The following is a 17727-nucleotide window of genomic DNA, read 5'->3' as shown; positions in this document are numbered from 1 at the left end:
CTAGGAACCCACCACATCGGAGGCAGCTGCCCGCACGGTCCGCTCAGCCTTCTGCAGCTGTTTGCGGGCATCCTTGCTGAAGGTCTGCACATTTCTGCGCGCGTCAGAGGCGAGATGTTCGGCACGCCAGACCAGTCCGGGACGGCCGTTGGTATCAACGGCGGCCAACAGAACGCCGCCGATGAGGGACACGTTCTTAAGTAACTGGTTGCGCCGGGCCCGGCGGGAATCAGGCGACGTAGCGTCCGCGGCATTGAATTCCACCAGTGCGTTCGCCGCTGCCGTTCCTGCCAGAAGCAGTGCCGCAATGCGTGGGAATTTGCCGATCCCCAGCAAAACGCCGGCCCCAACCTGAGTGGCACCAATGACCTGGGCAACCAGCTTCTCGTTGCCTGTTACCGGTGCTGCGGAGGGAACCATGGACTGGACCTGCCGCAGGGCCGGCTGAAGCTGGTCCGCGGTGTCCTGCGCATTTCGCAAGCGATCGACTCCCGAAGCCACAAACGTTGCGGCAAGCATCGGGCGGGCAACAAAGCGAACGATGGTCATAAGTACCTCCTGGCTGGCGCTGTCCGCAGTGCGGAAGCTGTTTCTAGGACTGCTGGTGACGCTGTTCTCTAGTCTGGCACTTTTGCGTGCCCTGTACATCCTGCAGGCGCAACGTTGGGGAATCCACGATGACCGAGGGCGGAATAAGTACGGTGCCTGCGTCGTTGTGAAGAGCAGCAATAGGTGCGGGTTCTCGAACATAGCGCCGGCGCCAACGTGTCGAAAGGACAATCAGTGCCATCAGCAACTCTTCAGCCTGCTGCGGGACTGCAGCTGCGTTTGGACCCTGCCCGGAACACCTCCAGCGTAGACTTGGTGCCGATGACAACAGACAAATCCGATGAGGCTGCCCCCCTGGAGGCTACGGAGGAATCCGCGCCGGCAGCGGCCGCTGACACCGAGACACCAGAAGAACGCAGTGCCCGCTTTGAGCGCGACGCCATGCAGTACGTGGACCAGCTCTATTCAGCTGCCATGCGTATGGCCCGCAATCCCAGTGATGCCGAAGATCTGGTCCAAGAGGCGTACACGAAGGCGTTTTCGGCCTTCCATCAATACAAGCCGGGGACCAACCTCAAGGCGTGGCTCTACCGGATCCTGACCAACACCTATATCAATCTGTACCGCAAACGGCAGCGCGAACCGCTCCAATCCAACGCGGACCAGGTTGAGGACTGGCAGATGTTCCAAGCGGCTTCGCACACTTCGACGGGCCTTCGGTCCGCCGAAGCGGAGGCCTTGGACCACCTGCCGGATTCGGACGTCAAAGAAGCCCTCCAGGCGATCCCGGAGGAGTTCAGGCTGGCCGTCTACTTTTCAGACGTAGAAGGTTTTGCCTACAAAGAAATATCGGAAATCATGAACACCCCGATCGGAACGGTTATGTCCCGTCTCCACCGCGGACGCAAGCTATTGCGCGATCTGCTGGCCGACTACGCGCACGAACGCGGAATGGGCAAAAAGACGGACAAAACCACAGTCGGGACAAAACAGGAGAACGGCAAATGAGCGACTGCCACGGCTTGGGCGACTGCGAAGACGACCGCATGAAGCGGATCTATGAGTACGTTGACGGCGCGTTGTCCCGCGAGGACCTCAACGAGATCAAACAGCATCTGGACGGCTGCGAGGAATGCGCCCAGGAGCATAGCCTGGAGTGCCTGATCCGAAGCGTAGTCAAGAGGTCGTGCCAAGAGGCTGCGCCGCAGACACTGAAGGAACGGATTCTGGACCGGATCGGGCACTTGGAAGCCGCTGACTCGGTGCAGGCCGACGCCTAGAAGTGCGTCCCGGCATAAACAAAGAGGAACCCCCGCGACCTGCTGGTCGTCGGGGGTTCCTGCATTATTCAGCTGGCGGGTGACCCGTAAGCCTTACCGGGGAACCGGTAGCTCAGGTGTTGGGGCGCTTACCGTGGTTTGCGCCGCCGCGCTTACGGTCACGACGCTTGCGTGCTCGCTTGCTCATAGCTGCCTCCTTACCTTGATGAAAAAGAACTGCGTACCAGTCTCCCACATCCGTCCATGCACGCCTAACCGGTGACGGCGGCTGAACGGTGTTGACCGGCGGACCACGGCCAGGGGAGCGTTAGTTAGTCAGGAGGGCTCGGGCAGTTCCAACCAGCTGTACCAGCCGCGGTGGAGGACCAGCCAGGCGATCAAACCGTAGCCGGCCTGCCCGGGAGCACCGCCGTTAGCGGCAAGATCCGTGCGCCACTGTTCGTGATTGAGCAGGGGAGTGAAGGTATCAACGTAGACGTGCTTGCGTCGGGTGGTGACATCGCCGAATGCAGCGGACAGTTCGGCAAGGCGTTGGTTGCGCTCTGCATCGAGGCCGGGCGGTGGACCGACGACGAAAGCCTTGACGCTTAACTGCGCTGCACCATCAAGAATGTTGGCCAGATTCAGCCGGCTCCGGGCGGTTGTCAGCTCCAGATCCAGGTCGCGGTCGGACAGTCCGATAACGAGCCGGTTTTCGTAACCGTCATCAAACCGACGTCCTGCCTCCTGCAGCCAACGTCCGGCAAGCTCCTCCGTGCCCTCGTTAGGCGATGCCAGAGTGAACGATTCGAGGCTGGCCGGCGCGGGATTGGTCCGGGCCAGAGTCCGTCCGAGCCAACCGAGGGCGCGCTGATCACCGGTACCGGCAAGGAGTTCGTCGCCGACAGCGGCGATCCTGATTTTGCGTTGCTCCACAAGATGCTTTCTGGTTGGTTAGGGCAGGCCTCTGGTTAAAAAGAAGTGGGTGGGGTGTCTGTGCACCCCACCCAACATCTTACTTACTTACGCTCAAACACCTTTTTCACAAGGACGTCCTGCTCGACAGCGTGCCGTTTGGCAGAACCTGTTGAGGTGGCGGCGGACGCGGGACGCGAAACCAGACGCAGGTTCATGTCCACCCTCTGCGGCAGCATCATTCCGATGACAGGCCACGGTCCCTGGTTCGCGGGCTCGTCCTGGGCCCAGACCACTTCGGCGTTCGGATACTTGGCCAATTCGGCCTCGATTTCTTGGGCTGGCAGCGGGTACAGCTGCTCGACCCGCACCAGAGCCGTCTTGGTGTCGCCGTTCTTTTGGCGGGCAGCCAGCAGATCGTAGTACAGGCGTCCAGATACCAGGACCATCCGGTCGACTTCCCCAGCGTTCAGTTCCTGGACCTCGGGGATGACCGGCTGGAAGCGGCCCTCCGTGAAGTCCTCGACCTTGGCGGAGGCAGCCTTGAGACGCAGCAGCTGCTTGGGTGTGAAGATGATCAGCGGCTTGCGCGGGCGGCTGTAGGCCTGGCGGCGCAGCAGATGGAAGTGCGACGCCGGGGTGGTCGGGTTGGCCACGATCATGTTGTCTTCAGCGCACATCTGCAGGAATCGTTCGATGCGAGCGGAGGAGTGGTCTGGCCCCTGGCCTTCATAGCCGTGCGGCAGCATGAGGACCAGCGAGGAACGCTGTCCCCATTTCTGCTCAGCCGAGGAGATGAACTCGTCGATTACGGTCTGTGCGCCGTTGACGAAGTCGCCGAACTGCGCTTCCCAGATGACCAGCGCGTCCGGCCGCTCTACCGAGTAACCGTATTCGAAGCCCATGGCCGCATATTCAGAGAGCAGCGAGTCGTAGATCCAGAACTTGGCCTGGTCTTCGGACAGCTGTGTAAGCGGTGCCCATTCCTTGCCGGACGACCGGTCATGGAAGACGGCATGGCGCTGGACGAAAGTACCGCGGCGGGAGTCCTGGCCAGCCAGACGGACCGGAACGCCTTCCATCAGCAGGCTGCCGAAGGCGGCAATTTCGCCGAAGCCCCAGTCGATGCCACCTTCACGCGACATCTGCTCTCGCTTCTCCAGCAGCGCCTTGAGCTTCGGGTGCACGGTGAAGTCTTCGGGGATGCTGACGTGCGCCTTGCCGATCTGGGCGAGCACCTCGGAACTGACAGCCGTGCTGGCTGGTAGGCGGATCTCGTCTTCGGCCTGCTGGGACAGCGGGCGTTCGATGTCCGAGACGGCGGCCGCGTCCTTGGTGACAACCGGAATCGGGGAGGTCTGGGCGGCATGCGTTTCGGCGAAGACTCGCTCCAGGCGTTCCTGATAGTCGCGAAGCGCCTGGTCTGCCTCGTCCTGCGTGATGTCGCCGCGGCCGACGAGGGCTTCGGTGTACAACTTGCGGGTGGAGCGCTTGGCTTCGATCAGGTTGTACATCATCGGCTGGGTCATCGAGGGATCATCGCCCTCGTTGTGCCCGCGCCGGCGGTAGCAGACCATGTCGATGACAACGTCCTTGTGGAAACGCTGGCGGTATTCGTACGCAAGCTGTGCCACCCGGACAACGGCTTCGGGATCATCCCCGTTGACGTGGAAGACCGGCGCTTGGATCATCTTGGCTACGTCGGTGGAGTACACCGAGGAGCGCGACGCGTGCGGCGAGGTGGTGAAACCGACCTGGTTATTGACGATGACGTGCACCGTACCGCCTGTGCGGTAGCCGCGCAGCTGGGACAGGTTGAGCGTCTCCGCAACGACGCCCTGGCCCGCGAATGCCGCATCGCCGTGGATGATGATGGGGAGCACGCCGAACGCACCGTCGCCCTGGTCGAGACGGTCCTGCTTGGCACGCACGATGCCTTCGACGACCGGGTCAACGGCTTCAAGGTGGGAAGGGTTGGCGGCGAGGTAGACCTTGGTCTCGTTGCCGTTGTCCGAGGTGAAGGTGCCCTCGGTGCCGAGGTGGTACTTCACATCACCCGAGCCTTGGACGCTGCGCGGGTCCTGCGTCCCTTCGAACTCGCGGAACACCTGGGCGTAGGTCTTGCCGGCAATGTTGGTCAGCACGTTCAAGCGGCCGCGGTGGGCCATGCCGATGGCGACTTCGTCCAGGCCGTCGTCGGCTGCGTCGGAGATGACAGCGTCCAGCAGCGGAATCAGGGATTCGCCGCCTTCCAGCGAAAAGCGCTTCTGGCCCACGAACTTGGTCTGCAGGAACGTTTCGAACGCCTCGGCTGCATTGAGCTTGCCCAGGACGCGCAACTGCTCCTCGCGGCTGGGTTTCGCGTACGGGCGCTCCAACTCGTCCTGGAACCACTTACGTTCTTCCGGATCCTGGATGTGCATGTACTCGATGCCGGTGGTGCGGCAGTAAGCATCGCGGAGCACGCCCAGGATATCGCGCAGTTTCAGCCGGGACTTGCCGCCGAAGCCGCCCGTGACCCACTCGCGGTCCAGGTCCCACATGGTCAAACCGTAAGTGAGGATGTCCAGGTCAGGATGCTTGCGCTGGACGTACTCCAGCGGGTTGGTGTCCGCCATGAGATGGCCGCGGACCCGGTAAGCGTGAATGAGCTGCTGGATGCGGGCAATCTTGTTGACCTGCAGTTCTACGTCAACCTGGTTGTCCGGACGCCAGCGAACCGGCTCGTACGGGATTCGCAGGGCTTCGAAGATCTCGTCGTAGAAGTCCTGCTCGCCGAGCAGAAGCGACTCCACGAGGCGCAGGAACTCGCCCGAGCCGGCGCCCTGGATGACGCGGTGGTCATACGTGGAGGTCAACGTGATGATCTTGCCAACACCCTGCGCGGCTATGGTCTTCTCGCTTGACCCGCGGAATTCGGCGGGGTATTCGAGAGCGCCGACGCCGATGATGGTCGCCTGGCCCTTGGACAGCCGGGGCACCGAGTGAACAGTGCCGATGCCGCCCGGGTTGGTCAGTGACGAGGTGGTGCCCGCGTAATCGTCGGCGGTCAGCTTACCGGCACGGGCGCGCTTGATGAGGTCCTCGTAGTTGTGCCAGAACTCCGAGAAGTTCATGGTTTCTGCCTTCTTGATATTCGGAACAACAAGAAGGCGGGAACCGTCGGGCTTGGGCATGTCGATGGCGATGCCGAAGTTAACGTGCGCCGGCTGGACCGCAACGGGCTTGCCGTCGACCTCGTCATAGTGCACGTTCTGGCTGGGGAACTGGCCCAGTGCCTTGACCACGGCGTAGCCGATGAGGTGGGTAAAGGAGACCTTGCCGCCGCGGGCGCGTGCCAGGTTGGAATTGATGACCACGCGGTTGTCGATCAGCAGCTTCGCGGGCACAGCGCGCACCGTCGTAGCCGTCGGAACACTCAGGCTCTGGTCCATGTTGGTGGCGATGGCCTTGGCGGGGCCGCGCAGGACCGAGATTTTGTCTTCCTCGGTCTGGGAGTTGGGTGAAGACTTCGGCAGCTGAGCCGGGATGGGAGCTGTCTTCGGCTCGGGCTTGGCCGCATCGGCAGCGGCGGCGGGCACAGCCTTGTCCTTGGAAGTATTGGGTGCAGGCTCGGCATCCGCGGGGATCCGCTTTTCCGCACTGCGGTTGTTTGCGGTGGTTTCGGCGGACGCAGCCGGGGTGCCCTTGGGCTCCTTGACTACCGGCAGTTGGCGCGTCTGGGGGTCGGTTTCCTCCCTTGCAGCGCGCGGTGCATTGCCATTAGCGGTTTGAGCTGAGCCGGCGCCGGCCGATTCAAAAATGCTCCACCATTTCTTGTCCACCGAATTCTTGTCCTGGAGGTACTGCTCGTAAATCTCGTCGACGAGCCATTCGTTACCGCCGAATTCCTCGGGTAGACGAAGATTGGGATGCTCTGGCACTTGTTATACGCCTCTTCCATGTGTTGCCGCTTGCCCTGCAGACCACACGCTGCGGCCCATGGCAACAACCTGCTGCAGTCGTCACGGGCGCGTGAGGTGCGTTTGGACGCACCGGGTCTGGACCTCTAGCCAGTCTAATGACACATCCGCTGTGCAGGCCAATCTCATCCGATTGTTTTGAAACCAATGTGACGAAGCACCAACGGACCCGTCAAAAGCGGGGCGACGGTGATTTCGCTCGGGGTCGTAGACTCGTGCTGTCGTTGCCTGCACGTCAATCTCAGGAGCAGAACATGCAGTTCATCAATCAGCCGCAGACGGACCTAACGTACTCGGACGTTTTCTTGGTTCCGTCCAGGTCGGAAGTGGTGTCACGGCTGGACGTGGATCTGGCTTCGGGGGACGGAACGGGGGCAACCATTCCGCTGGTTGTGGCGAACATGACCGCGGTGACCGGCCGCCGGATGGTCGAGACGATTTCCCGCCGCGGTGGTCTGGCGGTCCTGCCCCAGGATGTTCCCCTCGACGTGCTGGCCGAAGTCACCGGCTGGGTCAAAGCGCGCCATGCGGTTTACGAAACCCCGTTGAAACTGCAGCCCTTTAACACCGTCATCGACGCGCTGCACCTGATGAATAAGCGCGCCCACGGAGCCGTTGCGATTGTCGACGGCGAAGGGCGTTGCCTCGGTGTGGTCCGGGCTGAAGAATGCGAAGGCGTGGACAGGTTCGCCTCGCTGGAATCGGTCATGCGTGCGCACCCGCTGACGTTGCAGGCATCGATGTTTTCCGGTGAGCTTCAGCCTGCGCTCCGGAAGGCCTTTGAGCTTTTCGACGGCGCCGGGGTCGGCTTCGCACCGGTCGTCGACGACGAGGGCTACCTCCTCGGGGCTCTGACCCGCACCGGTGCGTTGCGCTCAACGATCTACCGCCCCGCCGTGGATGGTAAGGGGCGCCTCAGGGTCGCGGCCGCCGTCGGGATTAACGGAGACGTCGAGGCCAAAGCCGCCGCCCTGCTCGAGGCCGGCGTCGACGTTCTTGTTGTTGACACTGCCCATGGACATCAGCAGAAGATGTTCGACGCGCTGCAGGCGGTACGGGGATTGGATCCTGCTGTCCCGGTGGTGGCTGGGAACGTGGTCAGTGCCGAAGGCGTACGCGATCTGGTCGCAGCAGGTGCGGACATCGTCAAGGTCGGTGTGGGACCCGGCGCGATGTGCACCACGCGGATGATGACCGCCGTCGGCCGGCCGCAGTTTTCCGCCGTGTACGAATGCGCGGCCGCCGCCCGCGAACTTGGCGCCCATGTTTGGGCCGACGGCGGAGTGCGTTACCCCCGCGACGTGGCTCTGGCGCTGGCAGCGGGTGCCAGCCAGGTCATGATCGGTTCCTGGTTCGCCGGAACCTACGAAAGCCCGGGGGATCTGATGACGGATAGCAATGGCCGGCAGTACAAGGAAAGTTTCGGCATGGCCTCGGCACGTGCGGTGCAGTACCGGACGCAGCGCGAGGGGGCGTTTGAGCGTGCCCGCAAGGGCCTGTTTGAGGAAGGCATTTCCTCCTCGAAGATGTACCTTGAGCCTGCCCGCCCCGGCGTCGAAGACTTGCTGGACGAGATCACGTCGGGCCTGCGCAGTTCCATGACCTATGCGGGAGCGACCAACCTCGCCGAATTCCGTGAGCGTGCCATCGTCGGGGTGCAGTCCGCGGCCGGCTATGAGGAAGGCCGGCCGCTGCCTCAAAGCTGGTAGCGCCTGCTACGCTTAACGAATAATGGACAGCTATTCTAGGCGCCGGTCCGTGGGCACGATTGCAGCAGTGGCAACGCAATCGGATGGCTCACACAGCACCGGCAGACCCCGTACCCGTGCCCATCATTCACTTCCTGACGCCCCGGCGGCCGGACAGGAGCCTTCTAGTCCGGGCTCTGACGACAAACCCCCGCCGGCGCAGTCTGCGCTCCTAACTTCACCGTGTGCGGTGGTGGTCCTCTGATGGAGTGGATCCAAATTGCTGCCGGCATGCTTTTGATTCTCGGAACCGGCTTCTTTGTGGCGGTTGAATTCGCCCTCGTGGCGCTGGACCAGGCCACCGTGCAGCGGGCCATCGACAAGGGCGACAAGGGCGCCGTTGCTGTGATGAAGTGCCTGAAATCCCTTTCCACGCAACTCTCCAGCTGTCAGCTGGGTATTACCCTGACCACCTTGCTGACGGGTTTCCTGCTGGAGCCGGCCATCAGCAGTCTGCTGCGCGCGCCGCTGGCGATGCTGGCTCTGCCTGAAGCCATCATCCAGACCGCCGGAGTTGTCATCGCCATGACGGTGGCAACCCTTCTCTCGATGCTGATCGGCGAGTTAGTACCTAAAAATGCCTCCATTGCCCTGCCCATGGCAGTCGGCAAGGCGGTTGCCCGGCCACAGCTGCTGTTTACGGCAGTATTCAAACCCGCGATCATCGTCCTTAATGGCTTTTCCAACAAGGTGCTTCATCTGTTCGGCCTGGAAGCCAAGGAAGAACTCTCCGGCGCCCGGACGCCATCTGAGCTGGCCTCCTTGGTACGCCGGTCCGCCGAAATGGGCACGCTGGATGCCGGTACCGCAAACTTCCTGTCCCGGACCTTGAGGTTTTCCGGCCGTTCGGCTGCCGATGTCATGACCCCGCGTATCCGGGTCGAGTTCATCGATGCCGATGACACCGTCGAGGACATCGTGGCAGCTGCCCGAAGAACCGGCTTTTCACGGTTCCCCATCCTGGGCGACTCGCCGGACGATGTCCGCGGCGTGGTCCACATCAAAAAGGCTATCGGAGTGCCACGTTGGAAACGGTCCGAGTTGGCCGCTGCAACGATCATGACCGATGTGCTGCGGGTGCCCGAGACTGTGCACCTGGACTCGCTGCTGTCGGAGCTGCGCGCATCAAACCTGCAGTTCGCCGTCGTTCTCGATGAATACGGTGGCACAGCGGGAGTTGTGACGCTCGAGGACTTGGTGGAAGAAATCGTCGGTGAGGTCTCCGACGAGCACGATCGGGTCAAGCCCGGCGTGTTGCAGAGCGCTGCCGGCAACTGGTACTTTCCGGGGCTGATGCGTCCGGACGAAGTCTCCGAACAAATCCCGCTGCTCACTGTTCCGGATGAAGCAGGCTACGAGACCGTCGGCGGATTCATCATGAGCGAGCTGGGCCGCATAGCTGCCGCCGGCGATCGCGTCGACGTACCCGGCGGCGTACTGGAAGTGGAGCGCATGGACGGGCGCCGGGTGGACCGGGTCCGATTCATTCCGGATCCGGTGGTCGGTGAGGGCGGCAGTACGACGACGCCCGGGGCCGCGGCTGCCGAAGGGGGCGTCCGATGAGCGCCGGGATGGGCATACTCTGGCTAGTGCTGCTGTTGCTCGGCAATGCCTTCTTTGTCGGGGCGGAATTTGCTGTCATGTCGGCCCGAAGGAGCCAGATCGAACCGTTGGCCGAGGCGGGATCGAAGCGGGCCAAAACCACGCTGTGGGCCATGGAAAACGTTTCCCTGATGCTGGCCTGTGCACAATTGGGCATTACCGTATGCTCCTTGCTCATCCTCAACGTCGCCGAGCCCGCCATCAAGGAGCTGCTGCTGATTCCGCTGGAGCGCTGGATCGGAATACCGCACGACGTCTCCTACGGGATTTCGTTCGTCATCGCCCTTCTGCTGGTGACGTTCCTGCACGTGACCTTCGGCGAGATGGTCCCGAAGAACATCTCGGTGTCCACCGCGGATAAAGCGGCCCTGCTGCTGGCTCCGCCGCTGGTCTTTGTCGGCAGAATCGTCAAGCCGGTGATCGTTGTCCTGAACTGGTCGGCGAACCACATTCTGCGTGCGATCCGGATTGAACCGAAGGACGAGGTGACCTCCACCTTCACCTTGGAGGAAGTCCAATCCATCGTGCAGGAATCCACCCGGCACGGCCTGGTGGAGGATGAAGCGGGGCTGATCTCCAGCTCCCTGGAGTTCTCCGGCCAGACGGCGGAAAGCATCATGGTTCCGCTGGATGACCTGGTGACCATCGGCGTGGACACCACGCCGGCGGAGTTCGAACGGGTGGTGGGCCGGACGGGTTTCTCCCGCTTCGCGGTGGCCGATGGCGACGCTAACCTCACGGGGTATCTGCATCTGAAGGACATCATGACGATCCCGGAGGAACGTTATTCGATGCCCATACCGGTGACCAAGGTGCGTACGCTGGCCAACCTGTCGCTCGACGAGGAAATCGAAGACGCGCTGGCTGTCATGCAGCGCACCGGTTCCCATCTGGCCCGTGTGATTGGCCCGGGCGGCCAGACCCACGGGGTGCTGTTTTTGGAGGACGTGCTCGAGGAACTGGTGGGGGAGATCCGGGACACTACCCAGAATCAGGGTGTGCGTCGGCTGGGCGCTTGATCCCGGCCGTGGCCCGGAGCGTCACAGCTCCGGGCCGCAGCCGGCCGTCGGCAGGAGGGCGGTCTGCCGCCGGTAATGCGAACCGTTCGCGTTACGTTACACTGTATTAGTTCCCAGTTGGTATTGATTCTCATTATGAGTAGATCGAGGTGTCGATGAGGCCTTTTCGTGGTCTGACTGCTATTTCCGGTGTCGCCGGACTCGCACTAATGCTTTCGGCCTGCGGCCAGGGTGGTTCCGGGGCCGGCGGGACAGACGGCGGGGAAGCCGGAAAAGTCCAGGTCGTCGCCTCAACCGATGTCTACGGCGACCTCGCGGCCACCATCGGCGGTGAAGCCGTGGAGGTGACCTCCATTATCAACAAGCTCTCTCAGGATCCCCATTCCTACGAGGCAACCGCCAGGGACAAACTGGCCGTGTCCGAGGCGGACGTCGTCATCGAAAACGGTGGCGGCTACGACCCCTTCCTGCACGGCCTGGTCGATGAAGCTGGTAAGGACCACGAGTATGTACTCAGCGCCGTGGACGTCTCAGGTTTGGGCGGGGAGGCCGGGGAATCCGCCCAGCCGGAAGCCGACGATGAGCACGCAGGCCATGGGCATGTCGAAGGCCTGAACGAACACGTCTGGTATGACTTCGAAACCATGGGCAAGATGGCTGACGTCGTCGCCGAAAAGCTCGGCGAGCTGGATCCAGCCAACGCCACAATGTTCGAGGCTAACAGCGCCGCCTTCCAAGAGGACCTTGACGCCTTGGTGCAGGAACGCGATGCGCTGGCCGACCGCGTTGGCAACGCCGAAGTGGCGGCCATGGATCCAGTGCCGCATTATTTGCTCGAAGCGCTGGGCCTGCACAACGAGACGCCGGCCGACTTCCTGCAGGCAGTCGAGGAAGGCAGCGATGCCGCGCCGGTTGCCGTAAAGGAGACGCAGGACTTGATCAGCGGGGGAGACATCCGTTTCGTGGCCTACAACGAGCAGACTGAAGGCCCCCAGACGCAGCAACTGCGCGCGGTGGCCGAGGATGCCGGCGTCGCCGTCGTTGTTTTCACTGAAACGCTGCCTGAGGGCCAGGACTACCTGTCGTGGATGGGCAGTAACCTGGACAATATTTCCACCGTGCTCGCGGTCTAAGTGACGACAATGACCAGCAGTACTGTGATTGACTTGTCCCAGCCAACCGGAGCGAGTTCAAGGAACCGTGTGACAACACCCGCCGTCAGCCTGCAGGGGGCCTCCCTTTCCTTTGGCAACCGTGTGCTGTGGCATGATCTGGACCTTGAGATCAACCCGGGCGAGTTCTTCGCGGTACTCGGGCCGAACGGGTCCGGCAAAACGAGTTTCCTGCGGGTACTGCTCGGTCTGCAGCCGCTGACGCACGGAAGCGCGCGCATCAACGGCGGCTCGGTGGCGCGGGGGAGCCGCGACATCGGCTACATCCCGCAGCAGAAGTCTTTTGTTCCGGGTACGCCCTTGCGTGCGAGGGACCTTGTTGGTCTCGGCCTGGACGGTCACCGCTGGGGCGTCCGGCTCAATGGGCGCAAGCACCGTCGGCGCGTGGACGAACTGCTGGACCTGGTCGGTGCTTCGTCCTATGCGGAAGCTCCGGTCGGCTTGCTTTCCGGTGGCGAGCAACAGCGGCTGAGGGCCGCGCAGGCGCTGGCCACGGATCCCAAGGTGCTGCTGTGCGATGAGCCGCTGCTGTCGCTGGACCTGCACCATCAGCAGGCGGTGAGTGCACTGATCAATGCGCAATGCCATGAGCAGAACAGCGCCGTGGTGTTCGTCACACACGAGATCAACCCGATCATCGATTACGTGGACCGGGTGCTGTACTTGGCGGGCGGCCGGTTCCGGGTCGGGGCGCCCGAAGAGGTCATGACCACCGAAGTCCTGTCGGATATGTACAACAGCCATGTCGAAGTCATCCATAACGAGGGCCGCATCATCGTGGTCGGGCTGCCGGACGCCACCACCCATCACCACGGCGAGGAGGACTGAACATGGACCTCAATGAGTTCATGAACGCGGTCTTCAACTTCGAAGACTATGCCGAGCTGCTTCCGCTGGTAACCAACTCGCTCATCGCCGGAGCCGTGCTCGGACTGGTCGGGGGCCTCATCGGAACCTTCGTCATGATGCGGGACCTGGCCTTTGCCGTCCACGGCATCGCCGAACTGTCTTTCGCCGGCGCCGCTTTCGCGCTGCTCGTGGGAGCCAACGTGGTTTTCGGCTCGCTGCTGGGTTCGGTGATTGCCGCCGTCATCCTCGGTGTCATGGGCATGCGGGCGCGGGACAGGAACTCCATCATCGGAGTCATCATGCCGTTCGGCTTGGGTCTGGGCATTCTTTTCCTGTCCTTGTACGAGGGCAGGTCCGCGAATAAGTTCGGCCTGCTCACCGGGCAGATCGTCTCGGTAGACACCGTACAGCTGAACGTGATGCTGGGATGCTCGCTGTTCGTTATCGTGGCCCTGCTGGCGATCTGGCGGCCCCTGACGTTTGCCAGCGCGGATCCGGATCTTGCCGAAGCCCGGGGAGTGCCCGTGGGTAAGCTGGCCATCGCGTTCATGTTCCTGCTGGGGCTGGCGGTCGCCCTGTCCATCCAGGTAGTGGGCGCGCTGCTGGTGCTGGCGTTGGTCATCACACCGTCTGCCGCCGCACTTCGGGTCACCGCTTCTCCGCGGTTGGTTGTCGGCCTCAGCGTGATCTTCGCATTGGTTTCCGTGGTGGGCGGCATTCTGCTGGCTCTGGGCGGGCGCATTCCGATCAGCCCTTACGTCACCACGATCTCGTTCCTGATCTACCTGGTCTGCCGGTTGATCAGTGCGCGGCGCGACAAGCTGGGCAGGACACGGCGGAGCGCTTCCCCGGATATCGCTGCGGTGAAAGTTACTGCCGCTTAGCGCTGCATTCCGGGCATAGCCCATACATTTCCACGGTGTGCGCGACTTGCGTGTAGCCGTGTTCAGCCGCAACACGGGAAGCCCACTGTTCCACTGCCGGCGCCTCGATCTCCACGGCCTTGCCGCAGTCCCTGCAGAGCAGGTGATGATGGTGGTGCTCAACGGCGCAGCGCCGGTACACGGCCTCCCCGTCGTCCTTGCGCAGTACATCCACCTGCCCGTCCTCGGCCATGGACTGCAGGATCCGGTACGTGGTAGCCAGTGAGACCGATTCACCGCGGCCATGCAGCAGCCGGTGCAGTTCCTGGGTACTGACGAAATCGTCGAGGCTGTCCAGTGCGCCGCTGACGGCGAGCCGCTGCCGGGTCACTCGTTGCTCCGAGCCACGGCGGGGTGCCTGGAAATCGGCAGAGGGGGTCGACATTGGGTGGGAGGTCTCCTTGACAGCGGGTGGTGCGGCCTGAAGGCTGACCTCCAGCCTATCAGTCGGTCCGGAACCGGTTCCCGGACTGCGCCGGCTGGGTAGGCTGGGACCATGCTGCTAACCAAGTACACCCACGCATGCGTCAGGCTTGAGCGCGACGGACACGTGCTGGTCCTCGATCCCGGAAACTTTTCCGAGGTTGACCGGGCTCTGGACGGTGCCGGCACCGTCCTGATTACACACGAACACGAGGACCATGTCGACCGGGAGCGGCTGCCTTCGGCCATCCTTGCCATGCCGGAACTGCAGGTCTACGGGCCGGCGGGCGTAGCAGAGGAACTACGTGCGTTGGTACCCGAGGCTGCCGCGCGCATCCATGCATCGGATTCCGGAACCCGGTTTTCGGTGCCCGGCTTCGACGTCCGCACGTTTGGCGGACAGCACGCCCTGATCCACCCGCATATTCCCATGGTCGCCAACATCGGTTACCTGATTAATGACGAGGTGTACCACCCAGGAGATTCCTTTATTGTGCCCCATGGCCTGCAGGTTCCAACGGTCCTGGTGCCGATCCATGCCCCCTGGTCCAAAGTGGGCGAGGTGATCGATTTCGTCACGGCTGTGCGGGCAGAACGGGCGTTCCCGATTCATGACGGCCTGTTGAACAGCGCGGGCAAGGGTATTGTCGAAAAACACGTGAAGTCCTTCGGCGAACGGTACGGCACCCGCTACGAACATCTGGAGCCGGGGCAAAGCGTTACATTGTAAAACCCAGCTGTCCAAACCCTTGGGCAGCAGCACATCCGCCGGCAACGGGGCCGGCAACAGTTCAGGAGGAGATCTCATGAGGACTCTGATGGACGTACGGACCCTGCAGGACCGGATGACCTCCGGCCTCCGCACGGTTGTACTCGATGTCCGCTGGGCGCTGGGCGACCCCCACGGCCGCGAACACTATCTTGGCGAGCACATTCCAGGCGCTGTCTACGTCGATCTGGAAACGCAGTTGGCCGCGCCGCCGTCCCCACAAGCCGGGCGCCATCCGCTGCCCGACGCAGCCGCTTTCGAGGAAGCAGCCCGGGAATGGGGAATCAACAACGGGGATACGGTGGTCGCCTATGACAACGTGGGCGGGCTTTCCGCCGCACGGCTCTGGTGGCTCCTCAAAGACGGTGGCTTCGACAACGTCTTCCTGCTCGACGGCGGACTGGCTGCCTGGCAGGCTGCGGGCTTTGACACCGAACGCGGCGACGAACTGCCGAGCCTCGGCTGCGTCACCCTGGCGCCGGGACAGATGCCCGTGCTGGAGCTTGGCGAAGTCACCGCGTTTACCGGCTACGGGTTGCTGCTCGATGCCAGGGCGCCGGAGCGGTACCGCGGCGAGAGCGAACCGGTGGATCCGAAGGCGGGTCACATTCCCGGTGCCCTCAACGCTCCGGCCGGCGCCAATCTGGATGCGGCGGGCAGGTTCTTGCCCCCGGAACTGCTGGCCGCGAGGTTCCGCGAGTTGGGTGTGCTGCCGGGCAAGGCCATTGGAGTGTACTGCGGGTCCGGCGTCACGGCGGCCCTAGAGGTTGCCGCACTGGCCCACGCCGGCCTCAAGGCCGCTTTGTTCCCCGGTTCCTGGTCGCAGTGGTCGCAACGGTCGGAGCTGCCCGTGGCTCTGGGGAGCGAGCCTGGCGGGTACGCCGTCGACGCCGTCCCTGAACCAGGGACAGCGCCTCGTTCGCGACTGGCAGGCTGATACGGCAACAGGGTAGCGTCGCTGTATGAGTCTTGGCCGTCCCAAACCGCCGCCGTTGGGCCAGCCCCTGCCAGCGCCGAATCCGAGGAGATCCATGAGCACCGCGCAGGCCTATGCCGCGACATCGCCGACGTCGGGGCTTCTTCCCCTGCGGATCGAGCGGCGTGAGCCCGAACCTCACGATGTGGAAATCGCGATCGCCTTCTGCGGGCTGTGCCATTCGGATGTGCACGCCGTGCGCAGCGAATGGCGGCCATCGCGGTATCCGCTGGTGCCCGGCCACGAGATCGTCGGACGGGTGACGGGGATTGGGCAGGACGTGACGCTCCACGCCATCGGTGATCTGGTGGGTGTGGGCTGTTTGGTGGATTCCTGCCGCGAATGCGTTAGCTGCGAAGAGGGTCTGGAGCAGTACTGCGAGAACGGTTCCACCGGCACCTACGGCGTGCCCGACCGGCGGCGCGGCGGCGAGCCAACGCAGGGCGGCTACGCCACGTCCATCGTGGTCGACGAAAACTACTGTCTGCGCGTTCCGGAGAGCCTCGACCCGGCGGCCGCCGCCCCGCTGCTGTGTGCCGGCATCACCGTCTACTCACCCATGCGTTACTTCGGGGTGGAGGCCGGCGACTCGGTGGGAGTTGCGGGCCTGGGCGGCCTCGGGCACATGGCCGTTAAGCTCGCCAAGGCCATGGGCGCCGAAGTCACGGTGTTTACTACGTCGGAAGGCAAAGCCGAGGCAGCCCGCGCGCTGGGGGCGGACCGCGTAGTCCTCTCCTCGGACAGCGCGTCGATGGCGCAGGCCCGGGACAGCATCGACCTGATCATCGACACCGTCGCCGCTGCCCACGATCTCGGCCCCTACCTGCGGACCATACGCAGGGATGGCGCCCTGATCCAGCTGGGGTTGCCTCCTGGGGACATGCCGCCGGTTCCGGTCGGCGCGCTCATCCGCAAGCGCATCGCCTACGGCGGCTCCATGATCGGCGGGATCGCCGAGACCCAGGAGATGCTGGAATTCTGCGCCGAACACAACATCACTTCCGACATCGAAATGGTCACCGCGGACCAGCTCAATGAGGCGTACGACCGCATGGTGGCCGGTGATGTGAAGTACCGGTTTGTCCTGGATATAGCATCTGTGAAGGAGAAAGCATGAGCACGCTGTTCACGAAAATCATCAACGGTGAGATCCCCGGCAAATTTGTGTGGAAGGACGACGACGTCGTTGCTTTCCTCAGCATTGGGCCCTTGGCGGACGGCCACACGCTGGTGGTTCCTCGTGCGGAAGTGGACCGCTGGACGGACGCGCCGACGGAGCTTTGGCAGAAAGTTACGGCCGTTGCCCAGACCATCGGCAAGGTGCAGGTTGAAGTGTTCGGGGCACCGCGGGCGGGCATGATTATCGCCGGCTTCGAAGTGGACCACCTCCACCTTCACGTGTGGCCGGCAAGCTCGGAAGCCGAATTCGACTTCAAGCGGGCAGAGCAGAACCCGGATCCCGAACGGATGGAGAACAACGCCCGGCAACTGCGCGCGGGCCTGCGCGACGCCGGCTACGGCGAATTCATCCCGGCAGATTAGGCTGTGACGCTGGGCCGCC

At 63.1% G+C, this 17727-nt stretch carries 17 protein-coding genes; 12 read left to right on the top strand and 5 right to left on the bottom strand.

Going from position 1 to position 17727, the window contains the following annotated elements; all coding sequences use genetic code 11:
• Entirely contained in the window at positions 1–549 is a 549-nt protein-coding gene (locus tag J5251_RS17470; protein ID WP_208574726.1) for a DoxX family protein, read from the bottom strand.
• Between the two features lie 321 nt (positions 550–870).
• Here J5251_RS17470 and J5251_RS17465 point away from each other — a divergent pair, with 321 nt between their 5' ends.
• Together J5251_RS17465 and rsrA are read left to right on the top strand one after the other, a co-directional pair.
• A complete protein-coding gene (locus J5251_RS17465) occupies positions 871–1557 on the top strand; it encodes a sigma-70 family RNA polymerase sigma factor (protein ID WP_139004850.1) in 687 nt (228 codons plus the stop codon).
• On the top strand, positions 1554–1829 hold the full coding sequence (rsrA, locus tag J5251_RS17460; RefSeq protein ID WP_139004851.1) for a mycothiol system anti-sigma-R factor: 276 nt from the start codon (positions 1554–1556) through the stop codon (positions 1827–1829). Before J5251_RS17465 ends, rsrA begins: the two co-directional genes overlap by 4 nt.
• 112 nt (positions 1830–1941) lie before the next feature.
• Here the strand turns inward: rsrA and J5251_RS20710 are convergent, their stop codons facing one another.
• The 3 genes from J5251_RS20710 to J5251_RS17450 all read right to left on the bottom strand — a co-directional run bounded on the left by J5251_RS20710 (position 1942) and on the right by J5251_RS17450 (position 6646).
• Positions 1942–2016 carry a 50S ribosomal protein bL37 gene (locus tag J5251_RS20710; RefSeq protein WP_369299106.1) on the bottom strand — a complete coding sequence of 25 codons (75 nt, stop codon included), beginning with the start codon at positions 2014–2016 and terminating at the stop codon, positions 1942–1944.
• A 128-nt stretch (positions 2017–2144) separates the two neighbouring features.
• Entirely contained in the window at positions 2145–2744 is a 600-nt protein-coding gene (locus J5251_RS17455; RefSeq protein ID WP_139004852.1) for a GDSL-type esterase/lipase family protein, read from the bottom strand.
• A gap of 83 nt (positions 2745–2827) precedes the next feature.
• Complete coding sequence (locus tag J5251_RS17450; RefSeq protein ID WP_208574725.1) at positions 2828–6646, bottom strand: multifunctional oxoglutarate decarboxylase/oxoglutarate dehydrogenase thiamine pyrophosphate-binding subunit/dihydrolipoyllysine-residue succinyltransferase subunit; 3819 nt, start codon at positions 6644–6646, stop codon at positions 2828–2830.
• Positions 6647–6939: 293 nt separating this feature from the next.
• On the opposite strand from J5251_RS17450, the gene J5251_RS17445 reads away from it, so the two are divergent.
• The 6 genes from J5251_RS17445 to J5251_RS17420 all read left to right on the top strand — a co-directional run bounded on the left by J5251_RS17445 (position 6940) and on the right by J5251_RS17420 (position 13959).
• Positions 6940–8394, top strand: a complete 1455-nt coding sequence (locus J5251_RS17445; protein ID WP_139004854.1) for a GuaB1 family IMP dehydrogenase-related protein — start codon at positions 6940–6942, stop codon at positions 8392–8394.
• Positions 8395–8637: 243 nt separating this feature from the next.
• Positions 8638–9996 (top strand): hemolysin family protein, encoded by a 1359-nt coding sequence (locus tag J5251_RS17440; protein ID WP_139004855.1) that lies wholly within the window; start codon positions 8638–8640, stop codon positions 9994–9996.
• On the top strand, positions 9993–11054 hold the full coding sequence (locus J5251_RS17435; protein ID WP_139004856.1) for a hemolysin family protein: 1062 nt from the start codon (positions 9993–9995) through the stop codon (positions 11052–11054). The genes J5251_RS17440 and J5251_RS17435 overlap by 4 nt, the downstream gene beginning before the upstream one ends.
• A gap of 155 nt (positions 11055–11209) precedes the next feature.
• Positions 11210–12187 (top strand): metal ABC transporter solute-binding protein, Zn/Mn family, encoded by a 978-nt coding sequence (locus tag J5251_RS17430; RefSeq protein WP_208574724.1) that lies wholly within the window; start codon positions 11210–11212, stop codon positions 12185–12187.
• 69 nt (positions 12188–12256) lie between these two features.
• Complete coding sequence (locus tag J5251_RS17425; RefSeq protein WP_240793019.1) at positions 12257–13054, top strand: metal ABC transporter ATP-binding protein; 798 nt, start codon at positions 12257–12259, stop codon at positions 13052–13054.
• A gap of 2 nt (positions 13055–13056) precedes the next feature.
• Entirely contained in the window at positions 13057–13959 is a 903-nt protein-coding gene (locus J5251_RS17420; protein WP_139004858.1) for a metal ABC transporter permease, read from the top strand.
• On the opposite strand, the gene J5251_RS17415 is transcribed toward J5251_RS17420, so the two are convergent.
• Positions 13946–14383 carry a Fur family transcriptional regulator gene (locus J5251_RS17415; protein ID WP_139004859.1) on the bottom strand — a complete coding sequence of 146 codons (438 nt, stop codon included), beginning with the start codon at positions 14381–14383 and terminating at the stop codon, positions 13946–13948. The genes J5251_RS17420 and J5251_RS17415 overlap by 14 nt on opposite strands.
• 111 nt (positions 14384–14494) lie before the next feature.
• Between J5251_RS17415 and J5251_RS17410 the strand changes: the two genes are divergently transcribed.
• The 4 genes from J5251_RS17410 to J5251_RS17395 all read left to right on the top strand — a co-directional run bounded on the left by J5251_RS17410 (position 14495) and on the right by J5251_RS17395 (position 17708).
• Entirely contained in the window at positions 14495–15151 is a 657-nt protein-coding gene (locus tag J5251_RS17410; protein ID WP_208574723.1) for an MBL fold metallo-hydrolase, read from the top strand.
• Between the two features lie 76 nt (positions 15152–15227).
• Positions 15228–16127, top strand: coding sequence for a sulfurtransferase (locus J5251_RS17405; RefSeq protein ID WP_208574722.1), 900 nt, complete (start codon positions 15228–15230; stop codon positions 16125–16127).
• Between the two features lie 25 nt (positions 16128–16152).
• Positions 16153–17283 (top strand): NAD(P)-dependent alcohol dehydrogenase, encoded by a 1131-nt coding sequence (locus J5251_RS17400; protein ID WP_208574721.1) that lies wholly within the window; start codon positions 16153–16155, stop codon positions 17281–17283.
• Entirely contained in the window at positions 17280–17708 is a 429-nt protein-coding gene (locus J5251_RS17395) for an HIT family protein (RefSeq protein WP_208574720.1), read from the top strand. Before J5251_RS17400 ends, J5251_RS17395 begins: the two co-directional genes overlap by 4 nt.
• Positions 17709–17727 lie beyond the last annotated feature (19 nt).

The sequence above is a fragment of the Arthrobacter crystallopoietes genome, from assembly GCF_017603825.1.
In the GTDB taxonomy this organism is placed as follows: Bacteria; Actinomycetota; Actinomycetes; order Actinomycetales; family Micrococcaceae; genus Crystallibacter; species Crystallibacter crystallopoietes_B.
The sequence above is the reverse complement of the archived record's forward strand: the minus strand, read 5'-3'. Positions and strand labels throughout refer to the sequence as shown.

Bases quoted from the DNA above. Each gene is read 5' to 3' on its own strand.
- J5251_RS17470 (WP_208574726.1), bottom strand. From the start codon at position 549: ATGACCATCGTTCGCTTTGTTGCCCGCCCGATGCTTGCCGCAACGTTT.
- J5251_RS17465 (WP_139004850.1), top strand. From the start codon at position 871: ATGACAACAGACAAATCCGATGAGGCTGCCCCCCTGGAGGCTACGGAG.
- rsrA (WP_139004851.1), top strand. From the start codon at position 1,554: ATGAGCGACTGCCACGGCTTGGGCGACTGCGAAGACGACCGCATGAAG.
- J5251_RS17445 (WP_139004854.1), top strand. From the start codon at position 6,940: ATGCAGTTCATCAATCAGCCGCAGACGGACCTAACGTACTCGGACGTT.
- J5251_RS17440 (WP_139004855.1), top strand. From the start codon at position 8,638: ATGGAGTGGATCCAAATTGCTGCCGGCATGCTTTTGATTCTCGGAACC.
- J5251_RS17435 (WP_139004856.1), top strand. From the start codon at position 9,993: ATGAGCGCCGGGATGGGCATACTCTGGCTAGTGCTGCTGTTGCTCGGC.
- J5251_RS17430 (WP_208574724.1), top strand. From the start codon at position 11,210: ATGAGGCCTTTTCGTGGTCTGACTGCTATTTCCGGTGTCGCCGGACTC.
- J5251_RS17420 (WP_139004858.1), top strand. From the start codon at position 13,057: ATGGACCTCAATGAGTTCATGAACGCGGTCTTCAACTTCGAAGACTAT.
- J5251_RS17415 (WP_139004859.1), bottom strand. From the start codon at position 14,383: ATGTCGACCCCCTCTGCCGATTTCCAGGCACCCCGCCGTGGCTCGGAG.
- J5251_RS17410 (WP_208574723.1), top strand. From the start codon at position 14,495: ATGCTGCTAACCAAGTACACCCACGCATGCGTCAGGCTTGAGCGCGAC.
- J5251_RS17405 (WP_208574722.1), top strand. From the start codon at position 15,228: ATGAGGACTCTGATGGACGTACGGACCCTGCAGGACCGGATGACCTCC.
- J5251_RS17400 (WP_208574721.1), top strand. From the start codon at position 16,153: ATGAGTCTTGGCCGTCCCAAACCGCCGCCGTTGGGCCAGCCCCTGCCA.
- J5251_RS17395 (WP_208574720.1), top strand. From the start codon at position 17,280: ATGAGCACGCTGTTCACGAAAATCATCAACGGTGAGATCCCCGGCAAA.